This is a genomic window from Methylobacter sp. BlB1 (assembly GCF_015476545.1).
Lineage (GTDB): Bacteria > Pseudomonadota > Gammaproteobacteria > Methylococcales > Methylomonadaceae > Methylobacter.
The window spans coordinates 26295-52266 of record NZ_JADMKV010000028.1 but is presented as its reverse complement, the minus strand read 5'-3'; the positions used below and the strand labels follow the sequence as shown (position 1 = coordinate 52266).

The window sequence follows — 25972 nt, the reverse complement described above, 5'->3', positions numbered from 1 at the left end:
AGGACCTATCATTGTTACGGTTTGTTGCACAACAATGATGTGTTATTCAGAATGACGCTGAACCTTGTTTCTTTAAAATACATACTCCAAAATTTTTCTGATCGGGGAAGCAAACAGAGATTTCCAGAATTTTTGGCAGCCGATTAATAGAGCATTAATCTTTATAATCAGAAACATAGCCTGAATCAAGAAGTTCAGGCATTCGTCGGCCTGAGAACGATCCATTAATTGGTCGACCGTGCGCCGGAGCGCTTTCCGTCTGGCCAAGATCTACCCGATCGGATTCAGGTCGGGACGGTAAGGCGGCCGGTGTTTGAGGGCCGCCTCGCGTGTTGCAAGCATGGCCTGAACTTCCGCCACCTAATGGGCCGGCGGCAAGCGTTTTTTATAGCGATAACCCAGATTGTGCCGAATAAGCTTGTAAAACTAGACAATGCTTTTCTGTCCAGCCCGGGATTCACCTCGGTCATACAGATATTGAGAGGAGAATTAACATTGCAGATAAAAGATCGGTTGCAAAGCAAGGCAGCCGGAGCTGAAAAGACACATATGCTATTAACTTCAGAAGATTCTGGCTGCGGCGGATTCTCTTGACCGAGAGGATTAGGCGCTTGTATCCTCGATTGGCTTAAACATCAGGACGTTCGTCGGGCGATAACCAAGGCTATCGTATAAAGCTTGTGCAGATGTGTTGTGGCCGAATACGTGCAAGGAAATACCTGATAATCCGAGAGAGCCGGCAAGGCTCTCAAGAGCTGTTAAAGCGCGCTTGGCGTGACCTTTGCGCTGAAATTCGGGCTTGATAGAGATGTCGTTGACAAAAGCGACTTGTTTCCCCGCCCGTTTCTGAACTTCGATCCACAGCACGCCAACGTCGGCTTGATTCGTTCGGTCATACAGCATAAACAGATGGTGGTTCACTGTCTGCAGGCCCTGGGGCAGCAGTTTTTCAAATGACTTGCGCGCAAGGTCCAGCGCCTCGGCCTGATGCCACTGGCCGGCCGCAACTTTGTCGGCCGCATACGCAGGCACAGCCTCGGCAGCGAATGCGATAAACTCTTCCTGGGACATAGGGACAAGGATTGTCATCGTTCGGCTCTCCGGTTTTGGCTTTTAAATTAAGGGGCCAAGTGTATCATTTCGTACGATTTTTGATCGACTGAAGGATGAGGCTTCACGGTTGCTCCGGCCGCAACAGTTTTTCCGCAAGCCGATCAAAGTTCTGTTCGTTGCCTTCGACAGCGAATCTACCGACATTTGCTCAAATGTCGGCAGATTCGAAGACTATGTGGAACGTCATTCTAGTGCTCGGAAATTGGTCTTCGAATTCGGTAGCGCTCCGGATGGCGATGTCCGTAAGCGGCCGTCATGTTAAGCCTTGCCCAGTAGATTGCATATTTCAGGCACCGCCCGGTATAGGCACGAGTAGTGTGACAGGCCGTTAAACATCTTAATCGAGGTGCAGCCTGGGATCGCTGATTTCAGGTAATTGGCCATAAGCTTCGGCGACCAGTTATCCTCCGCGCCATGCCAGATGTATGTTTTGGCGGAAACCTCCGGAAGCGTGGTTTTCCATGGGCTCACATAAGCTCCGATATCTCTCGCATAGCCTTGCACGCGGTCAGTAAAGCACAATCTCAATACTTGGGTGATGTCGGATTGAAATGCGCGGTCGGCTGCCAGCGCTTTGTCAGCACCGGCGGCGCTGGCAAATAAAACGCGAAATAATGCATTGGGGAAAAGCAAGGCGAGCAATTTTTGCCAGTAAGACAATAAAACGAACAGGGCAGGAAATGCTTTAGCCAACTGAAAAACCTGTCTGCCAGCCATGGCTTCAAGGTAATCTCCTGCCTCCAGCGGCGCAGCTGCAGAAACCAAATGCAGACTTTTGACGGCTCCGTCAGTCATGTAACGGCACGTCTGCAGCGCAATAAAAGCGCCGATTGAAAATCCGATGACATCTACTTGTTTCCCGGCGGCTTTCTTTGAAATTTCCTCAGCCAGAAGCTTGTAATACGTTTCCCCGTTTACCGAAGCATCGATAGAAAACCGATCAAAACAAACAAACGTCAAACCGTGGCTTTTCCCATCACGATCGAAAATTTTGCATTCTTCCGGCGCACCGGGCGCACCATGAAAATAGATGACTATTTGTCCGTCATCGGCGCCGAACTGACTGAATTTCAATGATTGTTTCATTATATTCCTGGCGTTTGATAGTTGGGTTCAGCGGTAGTCTGTCAACGTCGCCAGCTGGATAGAGATGTTGATTTCCAAGACCACTATATTCTCGATTCAACATATAAGGTAAACCCGTTGAGAATGCTTTGCCAACCCTGCCTCTGCAATTCAGCCGAATTCGCATCTTCGGCGTCAAATGTTTCCACAATCTTGATTTTGCTATTCACTGGTTCAAAGTTGATTGAAACAGTCCGCCCATCTTCCAGGATATACTCAATCAGTCTGTTTGGGACCACATTTGTATAGGTTCCTTCAAAATCAAACCCCATGCTGCCGTCTTTTGCTTCCATTCTATACGAAAACCTTCCTCCAACCCGAAGGTCATTTACGCTTCTCGGATTGTGCCAGTCGTCGTTCGCTTTCGGCGACTGACAGGCTCGGCGGCTCTTCCTCCAGCATGCAATCGCTGTAAACGATTCCAGCCTTACTCCTCCACAAGCCTTGATCTTACTGCCATGCTTCTGATTTTTTCCTGATCGGCTGTGTTTACGCTTGCCGGTTTGATGTCAATTTCCACTTTCTTGAGGATGCCCGTAAATCGATTGGGCGAAGCATAATCTGCACTCACGGGCGATCCCGTATCTTCGCCGACGTCGAAGGTCTCATCAGCCGAGAAACGCCCCCAGTTGGTAACTTCAATGCGGCCTTCGCCCACCTTCTTGTCATTGACGAAGAGTGTCGTCGTGGCGCCTTTGCCGATGCCGCCGCCGTCATAGCGAAACTCCATGCGGATGGCGGCCGGCCCCGGCGACAGCACTTCGGACCCAGTCACTTTGCTGCGGGCCTGAGTGAAGTAGTTATACTCGTAGACAGGCCGTCCGTCCTTAATATAAAGGGAAAAGCCGCCGACTACGCCGCCTTCTGCAACCAGAACGCCGTCAGCACCGCCTTGGGGCACTTCGATGTGTGCCGTAATGCCATGCGATGTGTTCTTGGTTGGCGGCGCAGAGCTCTCCGGAATTCGGATGCTTCCGGGATAATAGGTGAACCGGGTTCGTCCCTCGATCAGGCTTGGGCGCAAGCGAGGATCGGTGCGTTCGGCTAGGCGGTCGTCCAGCGGTAAAACCTGAAATTTTTTGGCCTGCACCCAGAACTCGTCCTGCAGCTTTTTGAGCCTGTCGGGATGTTTGGCGGCGAGATCGTTGGCTTCGCTGAAATCGTGCGTCAAATCGTAAAGTTCCCATTTGTCCTTGTCGAAATCATAGGTTCCGGTCGTCCACGGCAGCCGGCCATGGCGAGCGGCGGCAATCCAGCCGTCCTTGTACAGCGCCCGGTTGCCGAACATCTCGAAGTACTGTTCGCGCCGTGCGCTTTCGGCGCTAGGTTGATCGAAGCTGTACAGCATGCTGACGCCTTCCATGGGCTTCTGCTTGACGCCGTTCACTTCGCCGGGTATCGGGAGTTTCGCCGCTTCCAGGATAGTAGGTGCGATGTCGATCACATGATGGAATTGGGAGCGAAGGCCGCCTCTGTCCTTGATGCGATCCGGCCAAGTGATCACCATGGGATTGCGTACGCCACCGAGATGTGAGGCGATCTGCTTGCCCCATTGAAACGGCGTGTTCATGGCCCAGGCCCAGCCCACCGGGTAATGGTTGTAGGCATTGGGTCCGCCGATTTCGTCCAGATGCCGTAAGATAAAAGCCGGATCTTCCTGTATGCCGCCTAAGGCCGCCATCTCGTTGAAAGAACCATACAATTGACCTTCCATGGAGGCGCCGTTATCGCCGATAATCCAGAAGACGAGGGTGTTATTCAATTGGCCGACCTGGTCCAGGGCATCCAGAACGCGGCCTACTTCATAGTCGGTCTGCGCGGTATAAGCCGCGAACGCTTCCATTAAACGTGCAGCCACCCGCTTCTGATCCGGCGTCAGCGAGTCGTAGGCCGGAATTTCCCTGGGCCTGGGCGTCAGCTTTGTATCAGGCGGGATAACGCCCAGCTTGAGCTGGCGCTGATAGGCATCTTCGCGGTACTTGTCCCAGCCCTGGTCGAATTGTCCCTTGAACTTGTCCAGCCAATCTTTGGGTACATGATGCGGCGCGTGCGTGGCGCCGGGCGCATAATAGATGAAGAACGGCCGGTCGGGCGTGACCGATTTTTGCTGGAAAATATATGTGATGGCTTCGTCCGCCAGCGAATCGTTGAGCGTGTAGCGGCCTTCCTTGCCTTTCGGGACCTGCATTTCCACGGGCTGATGATCGCGATAAAGCGCCGGCGCCCACTGATTCGCTTCCCCGCCGATAAAGCCGTAGAAGTGGTCGAAGCCTTGCAGGCCGGGCCAGCGGTCGTAAGGGCCTGAAACGCTGGTCTCCCAGTCCGGGACATTGTGGTTCTTGCCGAAGAAGGCGGTGCTGTAGCCGTTCTGGCGCAGGATCTCCGAGATCATCGCCGTGCTCTTCGGAATTTGGCCGGTATAGCCGGGATAGGCGGTGCCGGTTTCCGTGATCGTGCCGGTGCCGGCCGAATGGTGGTTGCGCCCGGTCAGCAAGGCGGCCCGGGTGGGCGAGCACAGCGCCGTCGTGTGGAATTGCGTATAGCGCAGGCCGCCTTGCGCCAATTTGTCCAGGTTGGGCGTGGGAATCTGCCCGCCGAAGGTCCCCCAGGCGCCGTAGCCGACATCATCGATCAGAACGACCAGGATGTTTGGCGCCCCGGCCGGCGCCTTGATGACCGGAATCTTGTCGGGTTTTGAATCCTTGTAAGTCTGCCCGATCTTGCCCTTGAATGGCAGCTCGGGGGGAGGCAGCACGGTGCCGCCCGGAGCTTTTGCCCAGGCAATGTCGAGCGAAAGCGCCAGTAAAATGAAAATTATGAACAACGGCCCGAGTAATGCGCCCAACTGCTGTTTCTGAAGACTAGTTGTATGCATTGCAATCTCCTATCGTTGTTTGAAGTTGCTGTCTCCCTGCGCTTGTTCCGGCTGCAATAAGTACTGCTGTTGTTTGAGTATCGCTGTTACCCGAATTCGGCCAAGTTATTGGTACTTGATGGCTATGGCGATCACGACGCGGCCTTCGATCGGCTGAACGGACCGGTCCCGCCACGATCCGGTGACCCAGGCGCCGGTGACCTCGGTACGGTCATAGACAACGACCGCCGCGTCAGCGCCCAGCTTGGCCGCCTCCTGGCGCAAAGCCTCTTCAATTTTGCTGACATCGACGCTCTCGCTTGAGGGTTCGGCCCTGACTTCGCCCAGGCGCACGTGCGGACGCGTCGGTTCCGTGCGCAGAATCTGAACCTGCGACGGATCGGACGGCGGATACTTGGGACTGCCGACAGCCTGCGTATGCCTTGTGTCTACCGTTTGGCATCCAGTGACCTGGAGAAGCGTGGCTATGACAAACAGGCCGCTGATGAAATTGATTATCGTGGTCACGAGTCTCCTCCTGGCTGCTTCAGTTGTGAGCGATATTTGCTTTCCAGCGACGCAACTCAACAGTCTGGCCGCATAATGGCCAGCCTTATGGCTCAGAAGACTTAGCAGTTTATCGGGCGACTTTTCGCATTTGCCATCCGGACTGTCACGGGCATCGCGGCTTGTCGGCATTTTCGATAGGAAGCGCGGGCAGGGTGGCGAGAGTCCCAGTTCCCAAGCCTGCGGCCGACGGAGCGCAACGCAGGGCTGCAGTCCGCGTTGATGCAACGACTGATTATTGACGCTGAGCCAAACTGGATTTCCGCCACTGTAGCGGCTATCGGCCATTGTTCATGTTTTAAGCCGGTTTTCTATCCGTACTATTACTATCCGTCCAATTACTGATGGCTCTGATTAAGCCGGGTAGGGCGTGTGAATGCAGAGTCAGCCCCGTCTGGCTTTAAAAAACACGTCCTTGATGACTCGGTTAATTCAACAGGATTTACGCAAGCCTGTGGGGGAGACTTCGCCTTTCGACGGTTGAACAGGCAAACTGCGTAAGCCCTGTTCAATTAATTTGAGCTGTCAGTGCCAGTGTTTGTATCGCCAGGAGTAGAGCCTGCGCTGCCGACGGCAACACGTTTCGCCTGGAAGTTATGGCTGAATTCATCGGTTGGCTGAACGCTGCCGGGATTCAGTGGGTCTATGCCGGGGCCGAAAACCTGTCCTTTTACAGTGACGGTTACAGTCTGCAGTGTATTATCGAATTGCATATCGAATTGGGATTTTACGGTGCCCAAGAACGCGTTCGTTGCCGCATCATACACAATACTCAAAACGGTAGCCTCAGCCTTATTGTCTCCACTGCTTTTCCAGGTGCCATGCTGGTTACTGAAAGCATTGGGAGGCACTTCTCCCTGAAACTGAACGGACTGTATGCTCGTCAGGTTGCCGTCCGCGAAAAGGTTCAGAATTCTGGTCGATTCATCAGCGGATTGAGGCAACGCCAGGTATGTGCCGGCAATTTGTGCGCCGAAGTTGTTTGGCTGCGTCTGTTCGTCCGTACCGGAAAACGCCGGAGATGAAAATGCGAAGATGCCGAAAATCATTACGGCACGAATAACTGATGTTGTTGAGATTGATGGTTTCATTTGAACCTCCACGAAAGCTGATTAAAAGGAGAGTGACTTTCAGGTATGCCCAATCTTTTGCACGGCCCCCATTGTCTGGCGCTGAATGACAAACTGCTCATGCCCCGTCTTAATCACAATTCGGCCGGCCCGGGCATAAGGCGAGAAAAGATCCATCATAGGCTGCCGCGGGATTTCATCGAAATAATCTCCCATCAGGAAGCGCATGATTTTCAATCGATTCTCCTCCGCATCCGGAAAAGCCAGCTCATAATGCATGGCCTGTTTGCGATAAACTTCGCCTTGCCTGTCCAGGCTGGCCTCAAAGTCTTCTGCTGTGTGGTAAGGATAAGGCATGTTGATCAGGGTAAAACAATAGGTCGCGAACTGGATCAGCCTGTTTTTCTGCCCGGCGATAGCGGCGAGGAACAGCCCTGTGGGGGTTAAAGCGCGAAGAATGCGGGCCAGCACTTCATCAAGACGCGAGACATAGTAAAAGACATGGTTGGCCAGGACCAGGTCAAAGCGGGCTTCCAGGCCAGGCGGCAGCGCCGGCCAGGTTTGCGCGGGATGCGCAGAGAAGGGCTGCAGCTGCTTGAGCGCCTGTCGGAGATAGCCGGGCTCAGGCTCTACCAGAGAGAGCCGCAGCCGCTCCGGCGGCAGGCGGGCCAGGGCGAGAAACTGGCGGGAGAACCGTCCTGAGCCGCAGCCAAAGTCCAGCATATGAATCGGGCCGCTTCCAGCCGTACGTACATGCACGTGAGGCATGTAGGCGAGCAAATCTTCGGCGGCTTCCGTACTATGCTCTTCAAAAAAGAGGTAATCATCGCGGATGGGCCCGAAGTCTTTACTGCAAGTCATGCTCATGGCTGAATCTCTGCGTCAGCATATTGGTCTCTCGCCGGGACATCGCATAGACGTTTGCCGGCAAAGCACTGTGTAATAAGAAGTTCGTATGGATGTGATAATTGTTTATCCTGGGCCAAGCCGCATTTCCGTTACTTCAGCGGCTATTGTTCTTGTTTTTGGCTGAATTTCTATTCGTACCATTACGGTCTAGCTTGACAATTACCGGGCTTTGACTTGAAACCAGTTGTTCAAGCGACTGAATGCGGAGAAATACGCACTAATGTGAAGTCTGGCTAATCCCGGCTTCTTGCTGCATACGCACGCCTGGACAGATCCTCCGGGAACTGGCTCGGCAGCTGGAGTGTCAACCAATCCAGAGCTGCTCACGCTGAGATTGTTTTAAACACATGTAGCCGACCAGGCCAGACCGATCTTTATCCCAATCGATGAAACCCAGGCATTCCGGAAAAGGATAAGAAAAAATGAAAAGACAATATCTGTTCGTAGCCTTATTCATTCTGTCTGTTTTCGCCGCCCTTGAGCCGGCCGGGGTAGCGGCTGCCACGCCCGGTGCTGCCAAGCTCGACCGCACCATCCTGCCCATTATCGAACCCGATTATCCGCCGATTAAGGAATTCGATGCCCGCAAGGCCAAGGCTCCGCCGCGTTTCGAGGTCAAGGCGCCAAAGGGCGCCCCCAACGTAGTTATCGTGCTGATTGACGACATGGGCTTCGGCACGGCCAATACCTTCGGCGGCCCGGTCGCGATGCCGACAATGGACCGGCTCGCGCAGGAGGGCCTGCGCTACAACAACTTCCATACCACGGCGCTATGTTCGCCGACCCGCCAGGCGCTGAAGACGGGCCGCAACCACCACACCGCCAACGCCGGTTCGATCATGGAAACGGCTACGGCGTTTCCCGGCGATACCGCCGTGCTGCCGAACAGCGTGGCGCCGGTGGCCGAGATACTGCGGCTCAACGGCTACAGCACCGGCGCTTTCGGCAAATGGCATGAAACGGCGCCTTGGGAAATCAGCGTTTCAGGACCGTTTGTCCGCTGGCCGACCCTGCAGGGCTTCGACAAGTTCTACGGCTTCCTGGGCGGTGAGACCAATGAATGGTCTCCTTTGATTTACGATGGCGTGACCAAGGTCCAGCCGCCGCATGAACCGAACTACCACTTCACTACCGACATGACCAACCAGGCCATCGCCTGGGTCCGCTATCAGCAGGCGCTGACGCCGGACAAGCCGTTTTTCGTTTACTATGCGCCCGGCGCCACGCACGCGCCGCATCATGTGCCGAAGGAGTGGGCCGACAGGTATAAAGGCAAGTTCGACCAGGGCTGGGACAAGCAGCGCGAGGAGACGCTCAGGCGGCAAATCGAGCTCGGCGTTGTACCCGCCGGCACTCAACTGACGGTCAAGCCCGAGGCCATAAAGGACTGGGACACGCTCACGCCGGACGAGAAGAAACTGTTCACGCGCCAGGCGGAAGTCTACGCCGGTTTCGCCGAACACACGGACCACGAGATCGGCCGACTGGTCAAGGAGCTCGAAGACCTGGGCGAGCTGGACAACACCCTGTTCATCTATATAGAAGGCGATAACGGTGCCAGCGCCGAGGGCGGCATGAACGGCATGTTCAGCGAGATGACCTACTTCAATTATGTGCAGGAAACGGTGGAAGACCAGCTCAAGCACCTGGAGCAATGGGGCGGGCCCGAAACCTATCCGCACATGGCGGCGGGCTGGGCGGTAGCGTTCGACGCGCCGTTCGCGTGGACCAAACAGGTGGCCTCGGACTTCGGCGGCACGCGCAACGGTATGGTCATTCACTGGCCCAAGGGCTTCAAGGCCAGAAACGAAGTCCGCAGCCAGTTCCATCACGTGATCGACATCGTGCCTACGATCCTCGAAGCGGTCCATCTCCCCGAGCCCAAAGTGGTTAACGGCACGATGCAGAAACCCATCGAAGGGGTGAGCCTGGCTTACACCTTTGATGATGCCAAGGCCAAGGACCGCCATGTTACCCAATATTTCGAGATGTTCGGCAACCGCGCCGTCTACCATGACGGCTGGTTCGCCGGCACGCTGCACCGGGCGCCCTGGGAGACCGAGAACCGGCGCCCGCTGACCGAAGATATCTGGGAACTCTATGACGTACGCAAGGATTTCAGCCTCAGCCGCAACCTGGCGAAAGAGAATCCGCAGAAGCTCGCCGAAATGCAGAAGCTGTTCATGACCGAAGCGGTCAAGTACAACGTACTGCCGATCGACGACCGTCTGCTCGAACGCTTTACCGCCTCCGAGGTGGGGCGGCCGGATTTGATGGGAGGCCGCACCAGGCTCACACTCGGCGAGGGCATGACGGGCATGATGGAAAACGTCTTTATCGACGTGAAAAACCGCTCCAAGACCATCACCGCCGAGCTGGAAATTCCCGAGAGCGGCGCCAACGGCGTTATTCTCGCCCAGGGCGGACGGTTCGGCGGCTGGTGCCTGTACCTGAAGGACGGCAAGCCTGCCTACACTTATAACTGGTTGGGTCTGAACCGCTATACGGTGACTGCGCCGGAAGCCTTGCCGGCCGGCAAGGCCACGCTGGTGTTCGACTTCGCCTACGACGGCGGCGGAGTAGGCAAGGGCGGAACAGGCGCGCTGTCCGTCAACGGCAGCAAAGTCGCCGAAGGCCGCATCGATCGAACGCAGCCGAGGATATTCGCGATCGACGAAACGGCTGATGTGGGCATCGACGAGGCCACGCCGGTGGTTGACAGCCTCGGCGAGGGCGAACAAACGCGCTTCACCGGCAAAATCGAAAAAGTGACTGTCGAGGTGAAATGAATCCTGCAGAGCGCTACCCGGAGAAGCCGGTCACACTGCGGAATAATGACAAGAGAGGTCGTGCAATGGCTTACGAAATTTTGGAAATCGATAACGATATCATGCGTGTCCGCATTTCGGGCGTTATGAGGCTGGCCGATCAGAAGGCATTGCAGGAAATGGCCCGCGATCTGATCGATCGCGGCTTGAAGCCGAGGCTGTTGATTATGGCTGAGAATTTCGAGGGCTGGGAAAAGACCGAAGAATGGGAGGATGTCGGTTTCCTGACGGGCTATGGCAACTCTATTGTAAAGATGGCTATCGTAGGCGATGAAAGCTGGAGGGAGCAAATCTTCATGTTTACCGGAAAAGGGCTTCGCCCCACGGAAATTGAGTTCTTTCCAAACGCCTCATTGGATGAGGCAGAGCTATGGATACGCTCATGATCCCACAGGCAGGCGCCCGGTCCGGCTGGACTTCTCGGGTAAATGACGAACGCCTGGGACATGACATCGGTCATACGTAACAAATACCGGCTGGCGGTTCTTTTCATGCTGGCGATCACTGTGCTTGCCGGGGTATGGCTTGCCTGCTGGAAATCGCCTGACGCCCTCCAGGTTTCAGGGCAGCCTGCGAGCCGAATGGAAGCCAGTTACGTAGGGCGCCAAATCTGCGCCGGCTGCCATGCCGAACAGGATCGTCTCTGGCAGGGTTCACACCACGACCTCGCCATGCAGGAGGCGAATGAGGGGACGGTGCTGGGGGATTTTCTCGGCGCCGAATTCAGGAAGGACGGCGTGGTTTCCCGGTTCTTCCGCCAGGACGGGCGTTATTTGGTGCACACTGACGGCCCGGACGGCGGGCTTGCCGATTTCGAGATCAAGTACACCTTCGGCTTCACGCCGCTCCAGCAGTATCTGGTCGAGCTTCCGGGCGGACGGCTGCAGGCCCTGTCCATCGCCTGGGACAGCCGGCCAAAGGAACAGGGCGGCCAGCGCTGGTTTCATCTCTATCCGAACGAGAAAATCGATTATAAAGACGAGCTGCACTGGACGAAGCGCGCGCAAAACTGGAACTACATGTGTGCCGAGTGCCATTCGACCAATCTGCAGAAAAATTACGATCCGGCCAGACGCACTTACCGCACGGCCGCGTCGGAGATCGACGTGGCCTGCGAAGCCTGCCATGGGCCCGGCTCCGATCATGTGGCCTGGGCCGAACGCAGGCCAGGGTTCGAGTTCATCGATGCCGGGACTCGGGGCTTGACCGTCCCGCTGAATGAACGGCAAGAGATTCAATGGACGATCGATCCGGCGTCGGGCAACGCCCATCGCAGCATCCCGCGCAGTTCCGAGAGGGAAATCCAGGTCTGCGCCCGCTGTCATGCGCGGCGCGCCCAGCTGGCCGGCGATTACCGCCATGGCCCGCTGATGGATACCCATCTGCCTTCGCTGCTGCAGGAAACGCTGTATCATGCCGACGGCCAGATCGAAGGCGAGGTTTACGAATACGGCTCTTTCCTGCAAAGCAGGATGTACGCGGCCGGCGTAACCTGCAGCGATTGCCATGAACCCCACAGCCTGAAGCTGCGCGCGCCCGGAAACGGGGTCTGCCTGCAATGCCACAGCCAAAGCAGATACGATACCGAAAATCATCATTTCCACAACACTGGCTCTGGCGGCGCTCAGTGCGTGAACTGCCACATGCCGGCCAGGACCTATATGGTCATTGATCCGCGCCGCGATCACAGCTTCAGAGTTCCTCGTCCGGATCTTTCTGCGCGGCTCGATACGCCCAATGCCTGTGCGAACTGTCATGCAGACAAGCCGGCTCGCTGGGCGGCGGACAAAGTGCGGCAATGGTACGGCCATGATCCCAAGGGCCATCAGGATTATGCTGAAACCCTGCATGCGGCGCGAACGAGAGCTAAAGATGCCGAGATACGTCTGATCGCGTTGCTGCGCGACAAGGATCAGCCGGCTATCGCACGGGCTACGGCGGCTTCGGAATTGAGCCAGTGGCTGAGCGGGACTTCACTTCCGGCGCTGGCCGATGCGTTCGGCGATGCCGACCCGCAAGTGCGCGCCGCCGCAGTCGAGGCCTTGGCGCTGCTGCCGCCGGAGCAGCTTTGGCAACTCACCCATCCGCTGCTGCGCGATCCGGTGAGGGCGGTGCGTATGCTCGCGGCGAGTGCGCTGGCCGGGATTCCCGTCGAACAGGTGCCGCCGGCAGAACGGGCCAACCTCTGGAGCGCCATCGACGAATACCTTGCTTCACTGCGCTTCAATGCCGACGAGCCGGCCGCGCAGATCAATCTGGGCAATTTCCATGCGGCGCGCGGCGAATCCGCGGAAGCTGAACAATCGTACCGTGAGGCGCTCACCATCGACCCGGACTGGCTGCCGGCCTACGTCAATCTGGCTGATCTCTACCGCCAGACGAACCGCGACCGGGAAGGGGCGGCGTTGCTTCGGGAAGGAATGGCGCGCCAGCCGAAAGCGGCCGTTTTGCATCACAGCCTTGGATTATTGCAGGTGCGGCAGAAGCATCTGACTGAGGCCCTGGCTTCGCTGAAGCGGGCGATGGAATTGGCCCCTGATGATGCGCGCTTCAGCTATGTTTATGCCGTGGCTTTGCATGGCGCGGGGCATCCGCGGGAGGCGAAAGCCACCGTCGAGGCTTCGCTGAAGAGGGCGCCGGGTGACCCGGCGCTGAACGCACTGCGGTCTCAGTTGGCGGCGGAGGTACACAAGCGATGAGCGCGCCGTTTGCTCCGAAACGAAAGAGCGTAGAATTAGCTTAGTTAAAGTAAACTTGACGCTTTTAAGGTCGGAAAGATTAATGAGCAATAACAATAATTACACGTTCTCAAAATTATTCGAACACATGCTGACCCATTACCGGGGACTATTCGCTACTCTTTTCCTCCTGCCCGTTTCAGCAGTCTATGGCGCTTATGCAGGCGCTCGCAATTGGATTTCGTTCCGTTTGAACAGCGCGCCCGCCAAACACGATGCCCGGGTTGAAGCGGTCATTCGGCAAATTGCGGATTGGAAAAATCAAGGCGCGGAGCAAAAACTTTGCACCGCCCGGTCCGGCTGGAAAACCATGAGCGAGCTGGTGCCTAAATACAAGCTTACGCACCGCAGGATCGATATCGGCATGTACGACCTGCTGGAAATTGACGAACAGCGCAGAATTGTGCGGGTGGAGCCGCTGGCGACCATGGGCCAGATCTCCCGTAACCTCGTATCGCGAGGCTGGACGCTGCCCGTGGTGCCGGAACTGGACAGCCTGACGGTGGGTGGCCTGATCATGGGTTTCGGCGTGGAAACCAGCAGTCATAAATATGGGCTGTTTCAGCACATTTGCAAATCCTTCGAGATTGTGACCGCCGAAGGGACGCTGGTTAAATGCAGTCCTTCGGAAAATCCAGAACTCTTTTATCAGATTCCGTGGAGTCACGGGACTCTGGGTTTTCTGGTTGCTGCAGAGTTGAAGATTATTCCGGTCAGAAAATATGTCAGGATTCACTATCAGCCCGTTCATACCCTGGATGACATGGTCAGCGTTTTCGAGCGAGCCAGCCGGGAGGCGGAAAAGAACGATTTCGTGGAAGGTCTGGTTTACGGCCGCGATCAGGCGGTCATCATGGTCGGCAGGTTTGCCGATGCCGTGGGCCCGGACGGCTCTTTGAACACCGTCGGGCGATGGTACAAGCCCTGGTTTTACAAGCATGTTCAAACCTATCTTGAACGCAGAAAAGAAGGCATCGAATATCTGCCGGTGCGGGATTATTTTCACCGGCACACCCGTAGTTATTTCTGGGCCATGGAGGAAATCATTCCCTTCGGAAATCATCCCGTTTTCAGGACATTGCTGGGCTGGGCCCTGCCGCCTCGAATCGAACTATTGAAATACACAGAAACGCAAACCACCCGGCGGCTTCGGGAAAAGTTTCATGTGGTTCAGGACATGCTCGTGCCGATCCGGTATCTGAAGCAGTCCATTGTCTATTTCGACGAGCATTTCCGGCTATATCCCTTATGGCTGTCGCCGATGGCGATCAAAGATAATGGCGGGCAGCCCGGCTTTGTTCATCCTTTCATAGCAAAGGACAATGCCGTGGACGAAATGTATGTGGATATCGGCGCCTACGGTACGCCGGGAAAAGAGGGTTTCGATAATGCCGTCGCCCTGCCGTTGCTGGAAAAATTCGTTATCGAACACGGGGGCTACCAGGCCTTGTATGCAAGAACCTTCATGAGCCGGGAAGATTTCAGGAAGATGTTCGACCATGCCGGCTATGACGATCTGCGAGAGCGATTGCCGTATTGCCGGCAAGCCTTCGATGAAGTGTACGACAAAGTCTCCTCAAAAGGCAGGGTTTCGCCGGTCGAGATGAGGATGCTGGAAAAGGCGAATTGAAAATTGCCGTTTGCAGCCATTTGAATTTTTCGCTGGCAGAACAGATCCTTCATGCGGCGCCTGGCGTGGTAAATGGGACTGCCTGAATGTGGTTCAATGCCTTGATGGTCAGGCACTTAGGGGATATTTTGCAAAAGTTTTGTACATTAGCCCGGCATCGCGCGTAAAATCACCGGTTTTCAGGCGCAACTGTCCAGATTGAGTAATGAATAAGACGAATACCGAAAAAACCGTTTCGCCCGGCAAAGTCCCGCCCAAAATGCCCGGCGCATTACCGCTTTTAGGACATATGCTCGCATTCGGCAAAAATCCCTTTGATTACATGATGTCGCTTAGAAAGACGCTGGGGGAAATCGGTGAATTTCGCATGTTTCATCAAGAAATGGTGCTGATGACAGGCCCGGACGCGAATGAAGCTTTTTTTCGCGCGCCGGATGCTCAATTGGATCAAAGCCAGGCGTATAAAATCATGACGCCGATTTTTGGCAAGGGCGTGGTTTTTGATGCGCCGCCGCATAAAAAAGACCAGCAGCTTAAAATGCTCATGCCGGTCTTGCGCGATAAACCGATGCGCGGCTATGCGCAGGTGATCGTCCGGGAAGTCGAGCAAATGATTGCCGACTGGGGCGATACGGGTGAAATCGATTTGCTTGAGTTCATGAAAGAACTCACCATTTACACCTCCAGCCACTGTCTGCTCGGCGATGAATTTCGTTACGAACTGAATGAAGAATTTGCCAGAATTTATCACGACCTCGAAAAAGGCGTGAATCCTCTGGCATTTGTCTTTCCCTATTTGCCTTTACCCGTGTTTCGCCGCCGCGATAAAGCGCGCGCCAGGCTTCAGGAATTGGTTACCGGGATTATTGCCAAAAGAGCGCAGAAACCGGAAAAAAGCGAAGATGCGTTTCAGTTGCTCATCGATGCCCGTTACGAGGATGACAGCCGTTTATCGGCTCACGAGATAACGGGCATGCTGATCGGAACCCTGTTCGCCGGGCATCATACCACAGCGGGAACGGCCGCCTGGACCTTGCTGGAACTGGCGCGTCGGCCTGAATATCTGGAGCGGGTCCTGAAAGAGCTGGATACGCACTTCGGCGTTGACGGCGAAGTGACTTTTCAAGCGTTGCGCGAAATTCCGGTACTGGAAAATGTCATTAAAGAAGTTTTGCGCCTGCATCCGCCGCTGATATTTTTAATCCGCAAGGTGATGCAGGACTTTCATTTTAAAGATTATACGATCAAGGCCGGAAAATATGTCTGCGCTTCGCCGCGCGTATCGCATCGCATCGCTGATGTTTTCCCGGACCCGGAAAAGTTTGATCCCGACCGCTATTCGGAAGCACGCCAGGAAGATGCCAGGCCCTTCAGCTGGATCGCCTTCGGCGGCGGCAAACACAAGTGCAGCGGCAACGCGTTCGCCATGCTGCAACTCAAAGCCATTTTCAGCATTCTGCTGCGCCGATATACTTTTGAACTGGTCGACGATAAAGACGCTTATCAGGATGATTTTACCCAAATGGTGGTGCAACCGGTATCGCCTTGCCGTGTTCGTTATATAAAGCGCACGGATATTAAACGCGCCGCTGATGCATCGCCGGAAAACATCGTTCAGGAAAGCGTAGAAAACGGCCCGCACTTTCGAATAATAATCGACAGAGAACTTTGCCAGGGGCATGCAACCTGCATGACTGAAGCACCTAAGCTTTTTCAGGTAGACGAAGCCGGCAATGTAACCGTTTTACAGGAAAACCCGCCGCCGGATCTGCTGGAAAAAGCCCGGCAGGCCGAAAAATATTGCCCGGCGAAAGCAATTAAAATTGAATTCAACTGAATGCACTAAAGAGATAAAGAATGGCCGCATATCCTAGAGAAGAACTTGAAGAAATGGTCGAACGTTGGTTGCAGGCAAATCGTAACGCGGAAAAAGAGGGTAACTGGCCCAAATACCTGGGCGAGATGTATACCGAGACGGCCGAATACCGCTGGAATATCGGGCCCAATGAAGAATTCGTGGCGCGCAGCCGCAAAGAGATAGAAGAATGGGCTTTAGGCGTGCAAATGGAAGGTTTTGAAGAGTGGCGCTACCCGTACCACCGCATTTTAATCGATGAAAAACAGGGTGAAGTGATTGGCCTGTGGCGGCAAGTGTCGCCTGCGCTGAGAGACGACGGCACTCATTATGAAGTGGCAGGCATAGGCGGTTCCTGGTTTCGCTATGGCGGCAATTATCAATGGGAATGGCAGCGGGATTTTTTTGATTTAGGCAATGTGAAAGCCTTGTTTTTTGAATTGGCGGCCGACGGCAAATTGGATCCGGCCGTGAAAAGAAAAATCGGCAAATTGGCCAAAGGGCAACTGCTGCCAGGCCATGAGCGTTTGCGCAAAGATCCCGGTTTATGGAAAAAACTGAAAGGTTTTATGGCAATGGTAAGCATTGCCCTGTTTAATAAGTAAAAAATACAAGCTAAAAGGAATCTCATAAATATCTATGCTGAATGTAAAACCGGGTTGGAAAAACTGGCAATTACTCACTGAAAAAGGACGGCAGATTTGGGCATTCAAGCCCGGCTCAAATAATATCAATGAGCATTTGCAAAATGCCGACAGCATTACAGATGAAGACATAGCGCAATTTGCCGAAGATTTTCAGTTTGATAAATCCGGCAATCCCAATTCCGGCGATAAGGTTTTTAGAAATCAAGCTGCTGAAGCAAAATTCCAAAAATTTACCGGTCAAATACCTCAGTCGGAGAATCCCGATGAGCAAAAAGTCATCGACGCGCTCATCAAAGGAATGAACTATTACGCCTGCCTGCAATGTGAAGACGGTCATTGGCCAGGCGATTACGGCGGCCCGCTGTTTCTCCTGCCCGGTTTGCTGATCGCCGCCTATATCTCGGATACGCCTTTTCCCAAAGCGCATCGGGAAATGATGAAGCTTTATTTGTTCAATCATCAAAATAAGGATGGCGGCTGGGGCATGCACATCGAAGGCGAGTCGACCATGTTCGGCACCGTCATGCAGTACGTGTCATTGCGCCTTCTGGGAGTCAATAAAGATGAGCAGCAACTGATCAGGGCTAGGACATGGATCAAAACGAATGGCGGTGCAACCGGCATCCCTTCCTGGGGAAAATTTTATCTTGCCGTACTGAATTTGTACGACTGGCAAGGCTTCAACAGCCTGTTTCCCGAAATGTGGCTGTTCCCCAAATGGCTGCCGGTTCATCCCTGGCGCTACTGGTGCCACACCCGCATGGTTTATTTGCCGATGGCCTATTGCTATGCGCAACGAATCAAAGCACCCGAAAATGAGCTGATCCTGTCTCTGCGAGAGGAAATTTACAGCGAAGATTTCGCTTCCATCGATTGGCCGAAACAACGCAATGCGGTATGCGATAAAGATTGTTACACCACGCCGTCTCCGGTACTGAAGTGGATGAATTTTTTCACCAACAATTACGAAAAGTTCAGATGCGCCTGGTTAAGAAAAAAGTCTACGGACTACATTTTGAAATATCTCAATGCCGAGGATGAGCAAACCAGTTATGTCAACATCGGTCCTGTCAATCAGGCCATCAATTCCATTTGCATCTGGCATGCCTACGGCAAAGACTCCACGCAATTTAAAAAGCACGTAGCGCGCTGGTACGATTATTTATGGGTTGCCGAAGATGGCATGAAAATGAATGGCTATAACGGCTCCCAGCTCTGGGATACCGCTTTTGCAACCCGCGCCATGCTGGAAAGCGGCCTGGGCAAACTATTCCCGAAGACGATTGCAAAAAGCTATCGATTCATCGAACTAGCACAAATTAAGGCCGAACACCCGACGCATGCCGAGTTTTTCCGTCATCCGATGATTGGCAGCTGGCCATTTTCAACCCCTGAAAATGGCTGGCCGGTTGCCGATTGCACGGCGGAAGGCTTAAGCGCCGCTTTGGCCATTCACCATTCAGATCTGGTTGAACCGGCGATTGATGAGCAACGCATCAAACAAGCCGTTGACGTCATACTTTCTTATCAAAATACCGATGGCGGCTGGGCAACCTATGAGTTGACGCGAGCGCCAAAATGGCTGGAAAAACTCAATCCATCCGAAGTGTTCGCCGATATCATGATTGATTACTCATGGACGGAATGCACGGCGGCTTGCGTTATTTCATTGCTGGAAATTCAGGACAGTTATCCGGATTATAAAAGCGGCGAAATACGCAAGGCGATCAGTGCGGGAATACATTTTATCCTTGAACAACAAAAGCCGGATGGGTCCTGGTATGGCGGCTGGGCGGTCTGTTTTACCTACGCCACCTGGTTCGGCGTCGAAGCAATCAGCAAGGCCAAGGGCAAAGGCTATTATGACGATGCGGTTTTAATGACCAGCATCAACAAAGCCTGCGCTTTTTTAGTCGATAATCAAAAAGCGGATGGCGGCTGGGGGGAGACTTTCGAATCGTGTTCAAAACTGGTCTATACCGAGGCGGCCACGTCCCAGGTGATTAATACCGCTTGGGCTTTGCTGACGCTGATGGCTGCCGATTTTGGCGATAAAAAAATTATGGAAGCAGGCATCAAGGTGTTGTTGAACAGACAAACGGACACAGGCGATTGGCCGCAGGAAAATATTTCCGGCGTTTTTAATTACAATTGCATGATTACTTATGCCAATTACAGGAATATATTTCCTATCTGGGCGTTAAGCCGGTACTGTAGTCGTTATATAAAAGATAAAAGAATCAACGCGGTCTAAAGGATGTGCATGGAGTGGCCCAATATGAAATCAGAATTCGACATTTGCATTATCGGCGCAGGCATGGCGGGCGCCACCATCGCTGCCCATCTTGCCCCCAAAGGCATCAAGATCGCATTGATCGATCATAGCTTCAAGGAGAAAAAGCGCATCGTCGGCGAATTGTTGCAGCCTGGAGCCGTGTCGTCGCTTGAGCAAATGGGGCTTGGGAGTTTACTGGATGGTTTTGAGGCGCAACCCGTTGACGGTTATGCGCTGCTGCAAAGAGATGAAAAAATAACCATTCCTTATCCGGAACAATTTAAGGGAATGGGTCTGCATAACGGCAAATTTTTACAGCAAATCAGAGCTTCCGCATTGCAAAATGAGTCGGTTACGCAAATTCATGGCAAGGCCTTGCAGCTCCTGGAAAATGAAAAGCATGAAATTATCGGCGTCAGTTTCCGGGAATCGCTCACGTCCCAGGTAAAGTCCATTTATGCACCTTTGACCATTACCTGCGATGGCTTCTTTTCAAATTTCAGAGAACACCTCAGCAATAATAAAAAAACCGTAACGTCTTATTTCATCGGCCTGATTTTAAAAGACTGTGAAATGCCTGTGCCAAAACATGGGCATGTGTTTTTATCGGGGCCGACGCCTTTTATTTGTTATCCGATTTCCAATAATGAAATCAGGCTATTAATCGATTTTCCAGGCGAACAGCTACCCAAAAAGTTTTTGCTCCAGGAGCATTTGGAGGCCAACGTGACGCCTTATATTCCCGAATGCATGTTTAACAGCTATGCGCAAGCCTTGCAGGAAGGGGGATTTAAGGTCATGCCCAATCATTACATGGCGGCAAGGCCCATAACAAGGAAAGGCGCAGTAATGCTGGGGGACGCGCTGAATATGCGTCATCCCTTGACGGGCGGCGGATTGACAGCGGTATTTTCGGATATCCAGATATTGAGCGCCCATTTATTGACGATGCCCGATTTTAATAATACCGATTTGATTCACGAAAAAATCGAAGCCTATTACCGTGACAGGCAAAGCGCCAACGCCAATCTCAATATTCTTGCCAACGCGCTATATGCCGTGATGTCCAATGATCTGCTTAAAACGGCCGTATTCAAATATCTGCAGCGCGGCGGCGCTAATGCGCAGGAATCGATTGCTATTTTGGCCGGCTTGAACAGGAACCATTGTTCTTTGATAAAACAATTCTGTCTTTTGACCGTGTTCGGCGCCGGCAATTTAGTGCATCAGGGCATTTCGAATATACCTAAAGCGATAAAACTTCTTTCGGATGCGATTATCATCATTAATCCCTTGATAAAAAACGAGCTTTTGGTAGTAACTTTTTTTTATCGCTTTTTCTCAAAAATAAAACCCCTTGCTTATCTCGGGTATGGCACAAAAATTCAGGGACTTTAAGCAGCCGTAGTATTCACGGATAAAGTGGTCCTGTCAAAGCCATGAACTGCTTTTAGTTAAAAGTGTTTTTGCTGGCAGGTGAAAGATTGGAAATAGGGAAACGAACTTTCAGATAGGGAATCCGAATCGCCAGAAACAGAATAACCCAATTTAATCAACGCATTATGTTTTACCGGACAGTCTTTTTAAGCAGTGACTATGATCCTCAGAACTTACACAAGTCTGTGGTGGCGATTTTAGCCGCCTATTTTCTGAATGGGCGACTACCAACAGTAGGCGCTCTAGGCGAAGTCGCCCCACAGATTTTAAAATCGCTGGTTTCGGCGGTTGAACAGGCAAACTGCATAAGTCTTGATCTTCAAGCTCTTCATTCCGTGCTTTCGCTTTCATCTCGGGCGGTGCTGCCTGGGATTGATACGATGAGAGCGGGCACAAGCACCCTCGCTGTTTCCGCGAATGACTAACAGAATCATCTGCCTATGAAAATCAACCTGCGCGCCGCCAAGATCGCGGAGAGTTTTGCCCGAAATCCCAAGCGGGTCCTGGGATTGGCCTTGGTATTATCGATTCTGGCCGGCTGGGCGGCGGCGCAGCTTCCGGTCCATACTTCACGGCAGGCATTGCTTCCGCAGGATACGGCCGTGGCTAAGCGCTTTAACGATTTTTTGAAAAATTTCGGCGCCGCCTCGGATCTGATCGTTGTCCTGGAGGGCGCTCCCCGCAGCGATCTGGAAGCTTTTGCCGACGATCTGTCTGCGAAACTCCAGGCGGAGCCCGAGATAGACCAGGCAACATCCCGTCTCGACATGAAGTTTTTTCTGGACCACGCCTACCTGTTGATGCCGACCGAGGGACTGGACAAGCTTGCAGCACTGGCAAAACAGCCTGCCTTGGGCAAAGGAGGGATGGAAGAAAACCTGCGCAAAGCGCTGAGCTGGAGCAAAGACCCTGCGGCGCTGGCAGGGACAGACATCGATCTGCAAAGCGCCGAAGCAAGCCTGAACCTGACGACGTTTTTTCTGGAAGAGTGGCGGCGCTGGCTGGACTCGGAGACAGCACCCGCCAGCCTGGACTGGAACCGGCTGCTGGCCAAAAGCGGGGCAGGGGGCATGGCCGATGGCTATTTTGCATCGCGCGATGGGCGGATGCTGTTTTTATTCGTCCATCCGAAAAGCCATTCCGAAGATTTTAACAACCTCGGCCCTTTCGTCGACAAGGTCAAACAGGTGTCGGCGGACTTGACCGGGCAAGTCAAGGCCGCCGGCCGCACGCCGCCCACCGTGGGCCTGACCGGACTACCGGCCATTGAGTACGAGGAATACGTCAACATCCGCAAAGATATCACTTTAGTGATATTCACCTCCGCCGGCCTGATCGCGGCATTGATCTTGTGGGTAGTCCGCAGCATGCGCTGGGCCGTGCTGATTTTCATCCCTATGGGGCTCGGCGTGCTGTGGAGCTTGGGGCTGGCCCTGGTTACGGTCGGTCACTTGACCATGATCACCGCCGCTTTTATCGCCATCCTGTTCGGCCTGGGAGCGGACTACGGCATCTTCACCTCCTCGCGCATCGCCGAGGAGCGCCGCGCAGGCAAGCCCCTGATCGAAGCCATCGGAGCCGGCATCGGTTCATCCTTTATAGCGGTACTGACGGCGGGCGGCGCCTCGCTGCTGATTTTCAGCGTCCTGGCCACGGTTGATTTCCCCGGTTTTGCCGAACTGGGCGTGGTGGCGGCCAAAGGCGTGCTGATGATCCTGATCAGTACCTGGATGGTCCAGCCCGCGCTTTACGCCTTGTTTCCGCCCAAGCTGAGGGATATCCCTTCGTTAGGCACACCGCCTGTTCCGGCAAAAAAAGCGAAACGCAGCGGCGCATTCCCTAAACCCGTTGCCGTGGTTCTCGTCTTGCTGGCCTTAGGCTGTGCCGTCATCGGCGGCGTAAAAGGGCTCGCCATTCCGTTCGACTATGACGTGCTGGCCATGCTGCCCAAAGATTCCCAGGCCGCCTATTACCAGCGCCGCATGGTGGCGGAAAGCGACTACCAGTCCGAAGTCATCATTTTCACCGCCCGAAATATGGCGGAGGCGCGACGGATCGCCGATGAGGCGGGCAGACTCAAGACGATCGCCCAGGTACAGTCGCTGGCCGGCCTGTTTCCTGCGGATGCCGATGAACGCCTCCACAAGGCCGTGAGTATCGCGGAATCGTTCGCCTGGAACGACTCCATCGAGCAAGTCGCCGAACTCGACCGAGAGGGCTTGTCCGCAACATCATTCGAGTTGATGCGGGCGGTGCTGGAAAACAGCAGCGCCACCATCGACGAAGCTCAGGAGCAGGCATTTTCCGCCGGACATGCCAACCTGGTCGAAAGCCTGGAAAACGTGCGCGAGCAGCTTGCGGCCATCTCGGCCAAACTCGCGGTGGATAACGAGCAAGGCCGAGTGCGCAGCGAGAGCTTCTTGCGCGCCTTGCTGTCCGATGCAAATTTCGGGTTCAAAGTCATCGACGGCTGGCGGCAGGCCAAGCCCCTCACGCCGGCGCAGTTGCCGCCCACTTTGCGCGAGCGCTTTTTTGGCGCTGACGGCGGCATCGCAGTCTACGCTTTTCCGGCAAAAACCGTGTATGATCCCGACAATCTCGATGCGTTGATCAAAGACGTCTACAGCGTCTCGCCCACAGCGACCGGCTTCCCGACCACGCACCAGGCGCTTGCCAAATCGGTGGTGGAAAGTTTCACCCAGGGCACGCAATTGGCCCTGGCGCTGTGCCTGCTCTGGGTCATGGCGGCGACGCGCAGCGTGCGGGGCTTCGCGCTGGCGACCTTGCCTTTGCTGATCGGCGGCGGCTGGATGCTGGGACTGATGGCCCTGGGCGACATTCGCTACAATTACGCCAACATCGTCGCCTTGCCTCTGGTGATTGCGCTGGCGGTGGATTACGGTGTCTGGTTCAGCTATCGCTGGAGCGAATTGAAGGACTGCACGCCTTTACAAGTCAGCCTGGCTGCCGGCAAGGTGATCGGACTGGCCGCCGGCACTGAATTGGCCGGCCTGGGCGCCATCACCCTGGCCAGCTACCGGGGGGTGTCATCCTTAGGGCTAAGCATCACCATCGGGCTGTTGTGCTGCCTGACCACAACCCTTATCGTGGCTCCGGCCATCGGACAATTAATCGATTCCAAGAGAAAACCATAATGCGAAAAATCTGCTTAATTATCGCCAGCCTGTTGGCTCCTATTGCCGCGGGCGCCGCGCCCAATCCCGAAATGATAGTAGTGTGCTATCCCGGCGGAGCGGTCAATGCCAAGGATGCCAACGGCGCGATGAATTCCATGCTGCGTGTGGTGGAACGCGTGGGTCAGTGGCAAGCGAACAGTTTCAACAGCGTCTTCATTACCAAGCCGGACGAATGCAGAAAGCAGATGGCCGAAAAAAATCCCAAGTTCGCAATCACGTCCTTGGGCCTCTATTTGGAATTGCGAAGCCAGCACAACCTGGTACCGGTGGTCCAGCCCAGGATCAAAGGCCGCACCAGCGAGCGTTATCGGGTAATGGTCCAGAAGGATAAGTACAAGAGTCTGGATGAACTGAAAGGCAAGACCCTGGGCGGCACGGTATTGGAAGAACCGGCCTTCATCGGCAGGATCGTTTTTGCGGGGAAATACGACCCCGCCAGTTTCTTTGTCCTGAAACCGTTCAATCAGGCCATCCGTGCGTTGCGCGCTTTGGACAAAGGGGAACTGGACGCCGTGATTGTGAATGAACAACAATTCGGCGCACTTGGCTCGCTGCATAGGGAGAAACCGCTTGAAGCTGTCTTCGAGTCCGGGGAAATCCCGCTGATGGGCGTAGTGGCCAACAGCGCTATCACGACTGCGGAAGAACGTGCCCGCTTCGGCAAGGCGCTGGAAGGGATGTGTACTGACGCCGAAGGTAAAAAACTATGCGAACTGTTCGGCGTGGAGTCCTTCGTTAACGTGGATGCGGCCGTGTTCGAGCCTATGGTTAAACTGTGGACTGAGGGGAAATAAGGCCTTGCGCAAAACACGACTTTTTCCTATCGTTTCGATGCTGTCGCTCATGGTCGGCTGCGCCGGACTTCAGCGCGACCATATCCTGACAGGCCTGCCTTCCGGTTGCCCCAGTCAGAACGCTGACGCGCTGTTAGCCGAACAAAATCAACTCGGCCCTTTGAGTGATACCCATGCCTTGCTCTGCGCAGTGAATGTCCTGCGCGGCACTCAGGACCCTGCAGTGCGCCGCACCGCGCTGGGCAGCCGGCTATGTCTGCATTTGGCCGAACGCGAAGCAAACCAGGAAAAACGCGAAAAGTTCGCCGCCGAGGGCGTGGATTTTGCCGAAACGGCCTTGGCGCAAGGGGGCGGCCAAGATGGGGCGGTGCATTACTATCTGGCGGCCAACCTTGGCCTTGCGGTGCGCGAACACATCACGCTGGCCATGGAAAACCTCGGTCGGCTGGAACGCGAGATGAAACAGGCGCTGGCCTTGAGCCCGGACATTGACGATGGCGGGCCGCTGCGGCTTTTAGGGGCGCTTTATCTCAAAGCCCCGCCCTGGCCCGGCGGGATAGGCGATCTCGACAAGGCGTTGGAACTGCTGGAAAAGGCAGTCAAGGAGCATCCGGGGCATCCGATTAATCATTTGTTTTATGCCCAGGCGCTTTGGGAAGAGGACGATGAGGCTAACCTGAGCCAAGTAAAAGCCGAATTGGCATTGGGGGAGAAGCTATTGGCAGAAGGCAATTGGGGCTACAACAAGGAGGCCTGGCAAAAGGAATTTGCCATGTTTGTACAGGAGCTTGGAGAGGCTGAATTGTCGCGCCGGTGATTAACTGTAGAAATCTGGACTTGATCCGGCAATATATAAAATTAGCCTCAACTCTATCGGACGTTGATTGTTTCAGCGCGAGCCAAATCAGCCTTCCAATCAGTGGTTATGCATTA

19 protein-coding genes are annotated in these 25972 nt (G+C 54.3%); 11 read left to right on the top strand and 8 right to left on the bottom strand.

Annotation, left to right across the window (positions count from 1 at the left end):
* Positions 1-603: 603 nt before the first annotated feature.
* From IT781_RS12280 to IT781_RS12250, 7 genes are all read right to left on the bottom strand, one after another.
* On the bottom strand, positions 604-1089 hold the full coding sequence (locus IT781_RS12280; RefSeq protein ID WP_194970450.1) for an N-acetyltransferase: 486 nt from the start codon (positions 1087-1089) through the stop codon (positions 604-606).
* 282 nt (positions 1090-1371) lie between these two features.
* Positions 1372-2199 (bottom strand): alpha/beta fold hydrolase, encoded by an 828-nt coding sequence (locus IT781_RS12275; protein ID WP_194970449.1) that lies wholly within the window; start codon positions 2197-2199, stop codon positions 1372-1374.
* Between the two features lie 83 nt (positions 2200-2282).
* The gene (locus tag IT781_RS12270) at positions 2283-2645 is read right to left on the bottom strand and encodes an SRPBCC domain-containing protein (RefSeq protein WP_370526993.1); all 363 of its coding nucleotides are present in this window, start codon (positions 2643-2645) and stop codon (positions 2283-2285) included.
* Between the two features lie 20 nt (positions 2646-2665).
* A complete protein-coding gene (locus IT781_RS12265) occupies positions 2666-5113 on the bottom strand; it encodes an arylsulfatase (RefSeq protein WP_194970448.1) in 2448 nt (815 codons plus the stop codon).
* Positions 5114-5218: 105 nt separating this feature from the next.
* Positions 5219-5620: a hypothetical protein gene (locus tag IT781_RS12260; protein WP_194970447.1), complete on the bottom strand. Its 402-nt coding sequence runs from the start codon at positions 5618-5620 to the stop codon at positions 5219-5221.
* A 551-nt stretch (positions 5621-6171) separates the two neighbouring features.
* A complete protein-coding gene (locus IT781_RS12255; protein WP_194970446.1) occupies positions 6172-6750 on the bottom strand; it encodes a hypothetical protein in 579 nt (192 codons plus the stop codon).
* 39 nt (positions 6751-6789) lie between these two features.
* Complete coding sequence (locus IT781_RS12250; protein ID WP_194970445.1) at positions 6790-7596, bottom strand: trans-aconitate 2-methyltransferase; 807 nt, start codon at positions 7594-7596, stop codon at positions 6790-6792.
* 464 nt (positions 7597-8060) lie between these two features.
* Between IT781_RS12250 and IT781_RS12245 the strand changes: the two genes are divergently transcribed.
* Complete coding sequence (locus tag IT781_RS12245; protein WP_194970444.1) at positions 8061-10427, top strand: arylsulfatase; 2367 nt, start codon at positions 8061-8063, stop codon at positions 10425-10427.
* Positions 10424-10852 carry an STAS/SEC14 domain-containing protein gene (locus IT781_RS12240; RefSeq protein WP_228779115.1) on the top strand — a complete coding sequence of 143 codons (429 nt, stop codon included), beginning with the start codon at positions 10424-10426 and terminating at the stop codon, positions 10850-10852. The genes IT781_RS12245 and IT781_RS12240 overlap by 4 nt, the downstream gene beginning before the upstream one ends.
* A gap of 267 nt (positions 10853-11119) precedes the next feature.
* On the opposite strand, the gene IT781_RS22360 is transcribed toward IT781_RS12240, so the two are convergent.
* On the bottom strand, positions 11120-11413 hold the full coding sequence (locus IT781_RS22360; protein WP_228779119.1) for a hypothetical protein: 294 nt from the start codon (positions 11411-11413) through the stop codon (positions 11120-11122).
* Here IT781_RS22360 and IT781_RS12235 point away from each other — a divergent pair.
* From IT781_RS12235 to bstC, 9 genes are all read left to right on the top strand, one after another.
* Complete coding sequence (locus IT781_RS12235) at positions 11324-13165, top strand: HEAT repeat domain-containing protein (protein WP_228779117.1); 1842 nt, start codon at positions 11324-11326, stop codon at positions 13163-13165. The two genes, IT781_RS22360 and IT781_RS12235, sit on opposite strands and share 90 nt — an antisense overlap.
* Positions 13166-13247: 82 nt before the next feature.
* Complete coding sequence (locus IT781_RS12230; protein ID WP_194970443.1) at positions 13248-14834, top strand: FAD-binding oxidoreductase; 1587 nt, start codon at positions 13248-13250, stop codon at positions 14832-14834.
* A gap of 205 nt (positions 14835-15039) precedes the next feature.
* Positions 15040-16671: a cytochrome P450 gene (locus IT781_RS12225; RefSeq protein WP_194970442.1), complete on the top strand. Its 1632-nt coding sequence runs from the start codon at positions 15040-15042 to the stop codon at positions 16669-16671.
* Between the two features lie 20 nt (positions 16672-16691).
* Entirely contained in the window at positions 16692-17294 is a 603-nt protein-coding gene (locus tag IT781_RS12220) for a nuclear transport factor 2 family protein (protein ID WP_194970441.1), read from the top strand.
* 34 nt (positions 17295-17328) lie between these two features.
* The gene (locus IT781_RS12215; RefSeq protein ID WP_194970440.1) at positions 17329-19590 is read left to right on the top strand and encodes a terpene cyclase/mutase family protein; all 2262 of its coding nucleotides are present in this window, start codon (positions 17329-17331) and stop codon (positions 19588-19590) included.
* A gap of 24 nt (positions 19591-19614) precedes the next feature.
* The gene (locus tag IT781_RS12210; RefSeq protein ID WP_194970439.1) at positions 19615-21009 is read left to right on the top strand and encodes an FAD-dependent oxidoreductase; all 1395 of its coding nucleotides are present in this window, start codon (positions 19615-19617) and stop codon (positions 21007-21009) included.
* Positions 21010-21488: 479 nt separating this feature from the next.
* Positions 21489-24203, top strand: coding sequence for a sterol transporter cytoplasmic membrane protein BstA (bstA, locus tag IT781_RS12205; protein WP_194970438.1), 2715 nt, complete (start codon positions 21489-21491; stop codon positions 24201-24203).
* Positions 24203-25039, top strand: a complete 837-nt coding sequence (bstB, locus tag IT781_RS12200) for a sterol transporter periplasmic substrate-binding protein BstB (RefSeq protein ID WP_194970437.1) — start codon at positions 24203-24205, stop codon at positions 25037-25039. Before bstA ends, bstB begins: the two co-directional genes overlap by 1 nt.
* A 4-nt stretch (positions 25040-25043) precedes the next feature.
* Positions 25044-25856, top strand: a complete 813-nt coding sequence (gene bstC, locus IT781_RS12195; protein WP_228779114.1) for a sterol transporter outer membrane protein BstC — start codon at positions 25044-25046, stop codon at positions 25854-25856.
* Positions 25857-25972: the final 116 nt, after the last annotated feature.

Bases quoted from the DNA above. Each gene is read 5' to 3' on its own strand.
- IT781_RS12280 (WP_194970450.1), bottom strand. From the start codon at position 1,089: ATGACAATCCTTGTCCCTATGTCCCAGGAAGAGTTTATCGCATTCGCT.
- IT781_RS12275 (WP_194970449.1), bottom strand. From the start codon at position 2,199: ATGAAACAATCATTGAAATTCAGTCAGTTCGGCGCCGATGACGGACAA.
- IT781_RS12265 (WP_194970448.1), bottom strand. From the start codon at position 5,113: ATGCATACAACTAGTCTTCAGAAACAGCAGTTGGGCGCATTACTCGGG.
- IT781_RS12255 (WP_194970446.1), bottom strand. From the start codon at position 6,750: ATGAAACCATCAATCTCAACAACATCAGTTATTCGTGCCGTAATGATT.
- IT781_RS12250 (WP_194970445.1), bottom strand. From the start codon at position 7,596: ATGAGCATGACTTGCAGTAAAGACTTCGGGCCCATCCGCGATGATTAC.
- IT781_RS12245 (WP_194970444.1), top strand. From the start codon at position 8,061: ATGAAAAGACAATATCTGTTCGTAGCCTTATTCATTCTGTCTGTTTTC.
- IT781_RS12240 (WP_228779115.1), top strand. From the start codon at position 10,424: ATGAATCCTGCAGAGCGCTACCCGGAGAAGCCGGTCACACTGCGGAAT.
- IT781_RS22360 (WP_228779119.1), bottom strand. From the start codon at position 11,413: ATGAAACCAGCGCTGGCCGCCCTGTTCCTTTGGCCGGCTGTCCCAGGC.
- IT781_RS12230 (WP_194970443.1), top strand. From the start codon at position 13,248: ATGAGCAATAACAATAATTACACGTTCTCAAAATTATTCGAACACATG.
- IT781_RS12225 (WP_194970442.1), top strand. From the start codon at position 15,040: ATGAATAAGACGAATACCGAAAAAACCGTTTCGCCCGGCAAAGTCCCG.
- IT781_RS12220 (WP_194970441.1), top strand. From the start codon at position 16,692: ATGGCCGCATATCCTAGAGAAGAACTTGAAGAAATGGTCGAACGTTGG.
- IT781_RS12215 (WP_194970440.1), top strand. From the start codon at position 17,329: ATGCTGAATGTAAAACCGGGTTGGAAAAACTGGCAATTACTCACTGAA.
- IT781_RS12210 (WP_194970439.1), top strand. From the start codon at position 19,615: ATGAAATCAGAATTCGACATTTGCATTATCGGCGCAGGCATGGCGGGC.
- bstA (WP_194970438.1), top strand. From the start codon at position 21,489: ATGAAAATCAACCTGCGCGCCGCCAAGATCGCGGAGAGTTTTGCCCGA.
- bstB (WP_194970437.1), top strand. From the start codon at position 24,203: ATGCGAAAAATCTGCTTAATTATCGCCAGCCTGTTGGCTCCTATTGCC.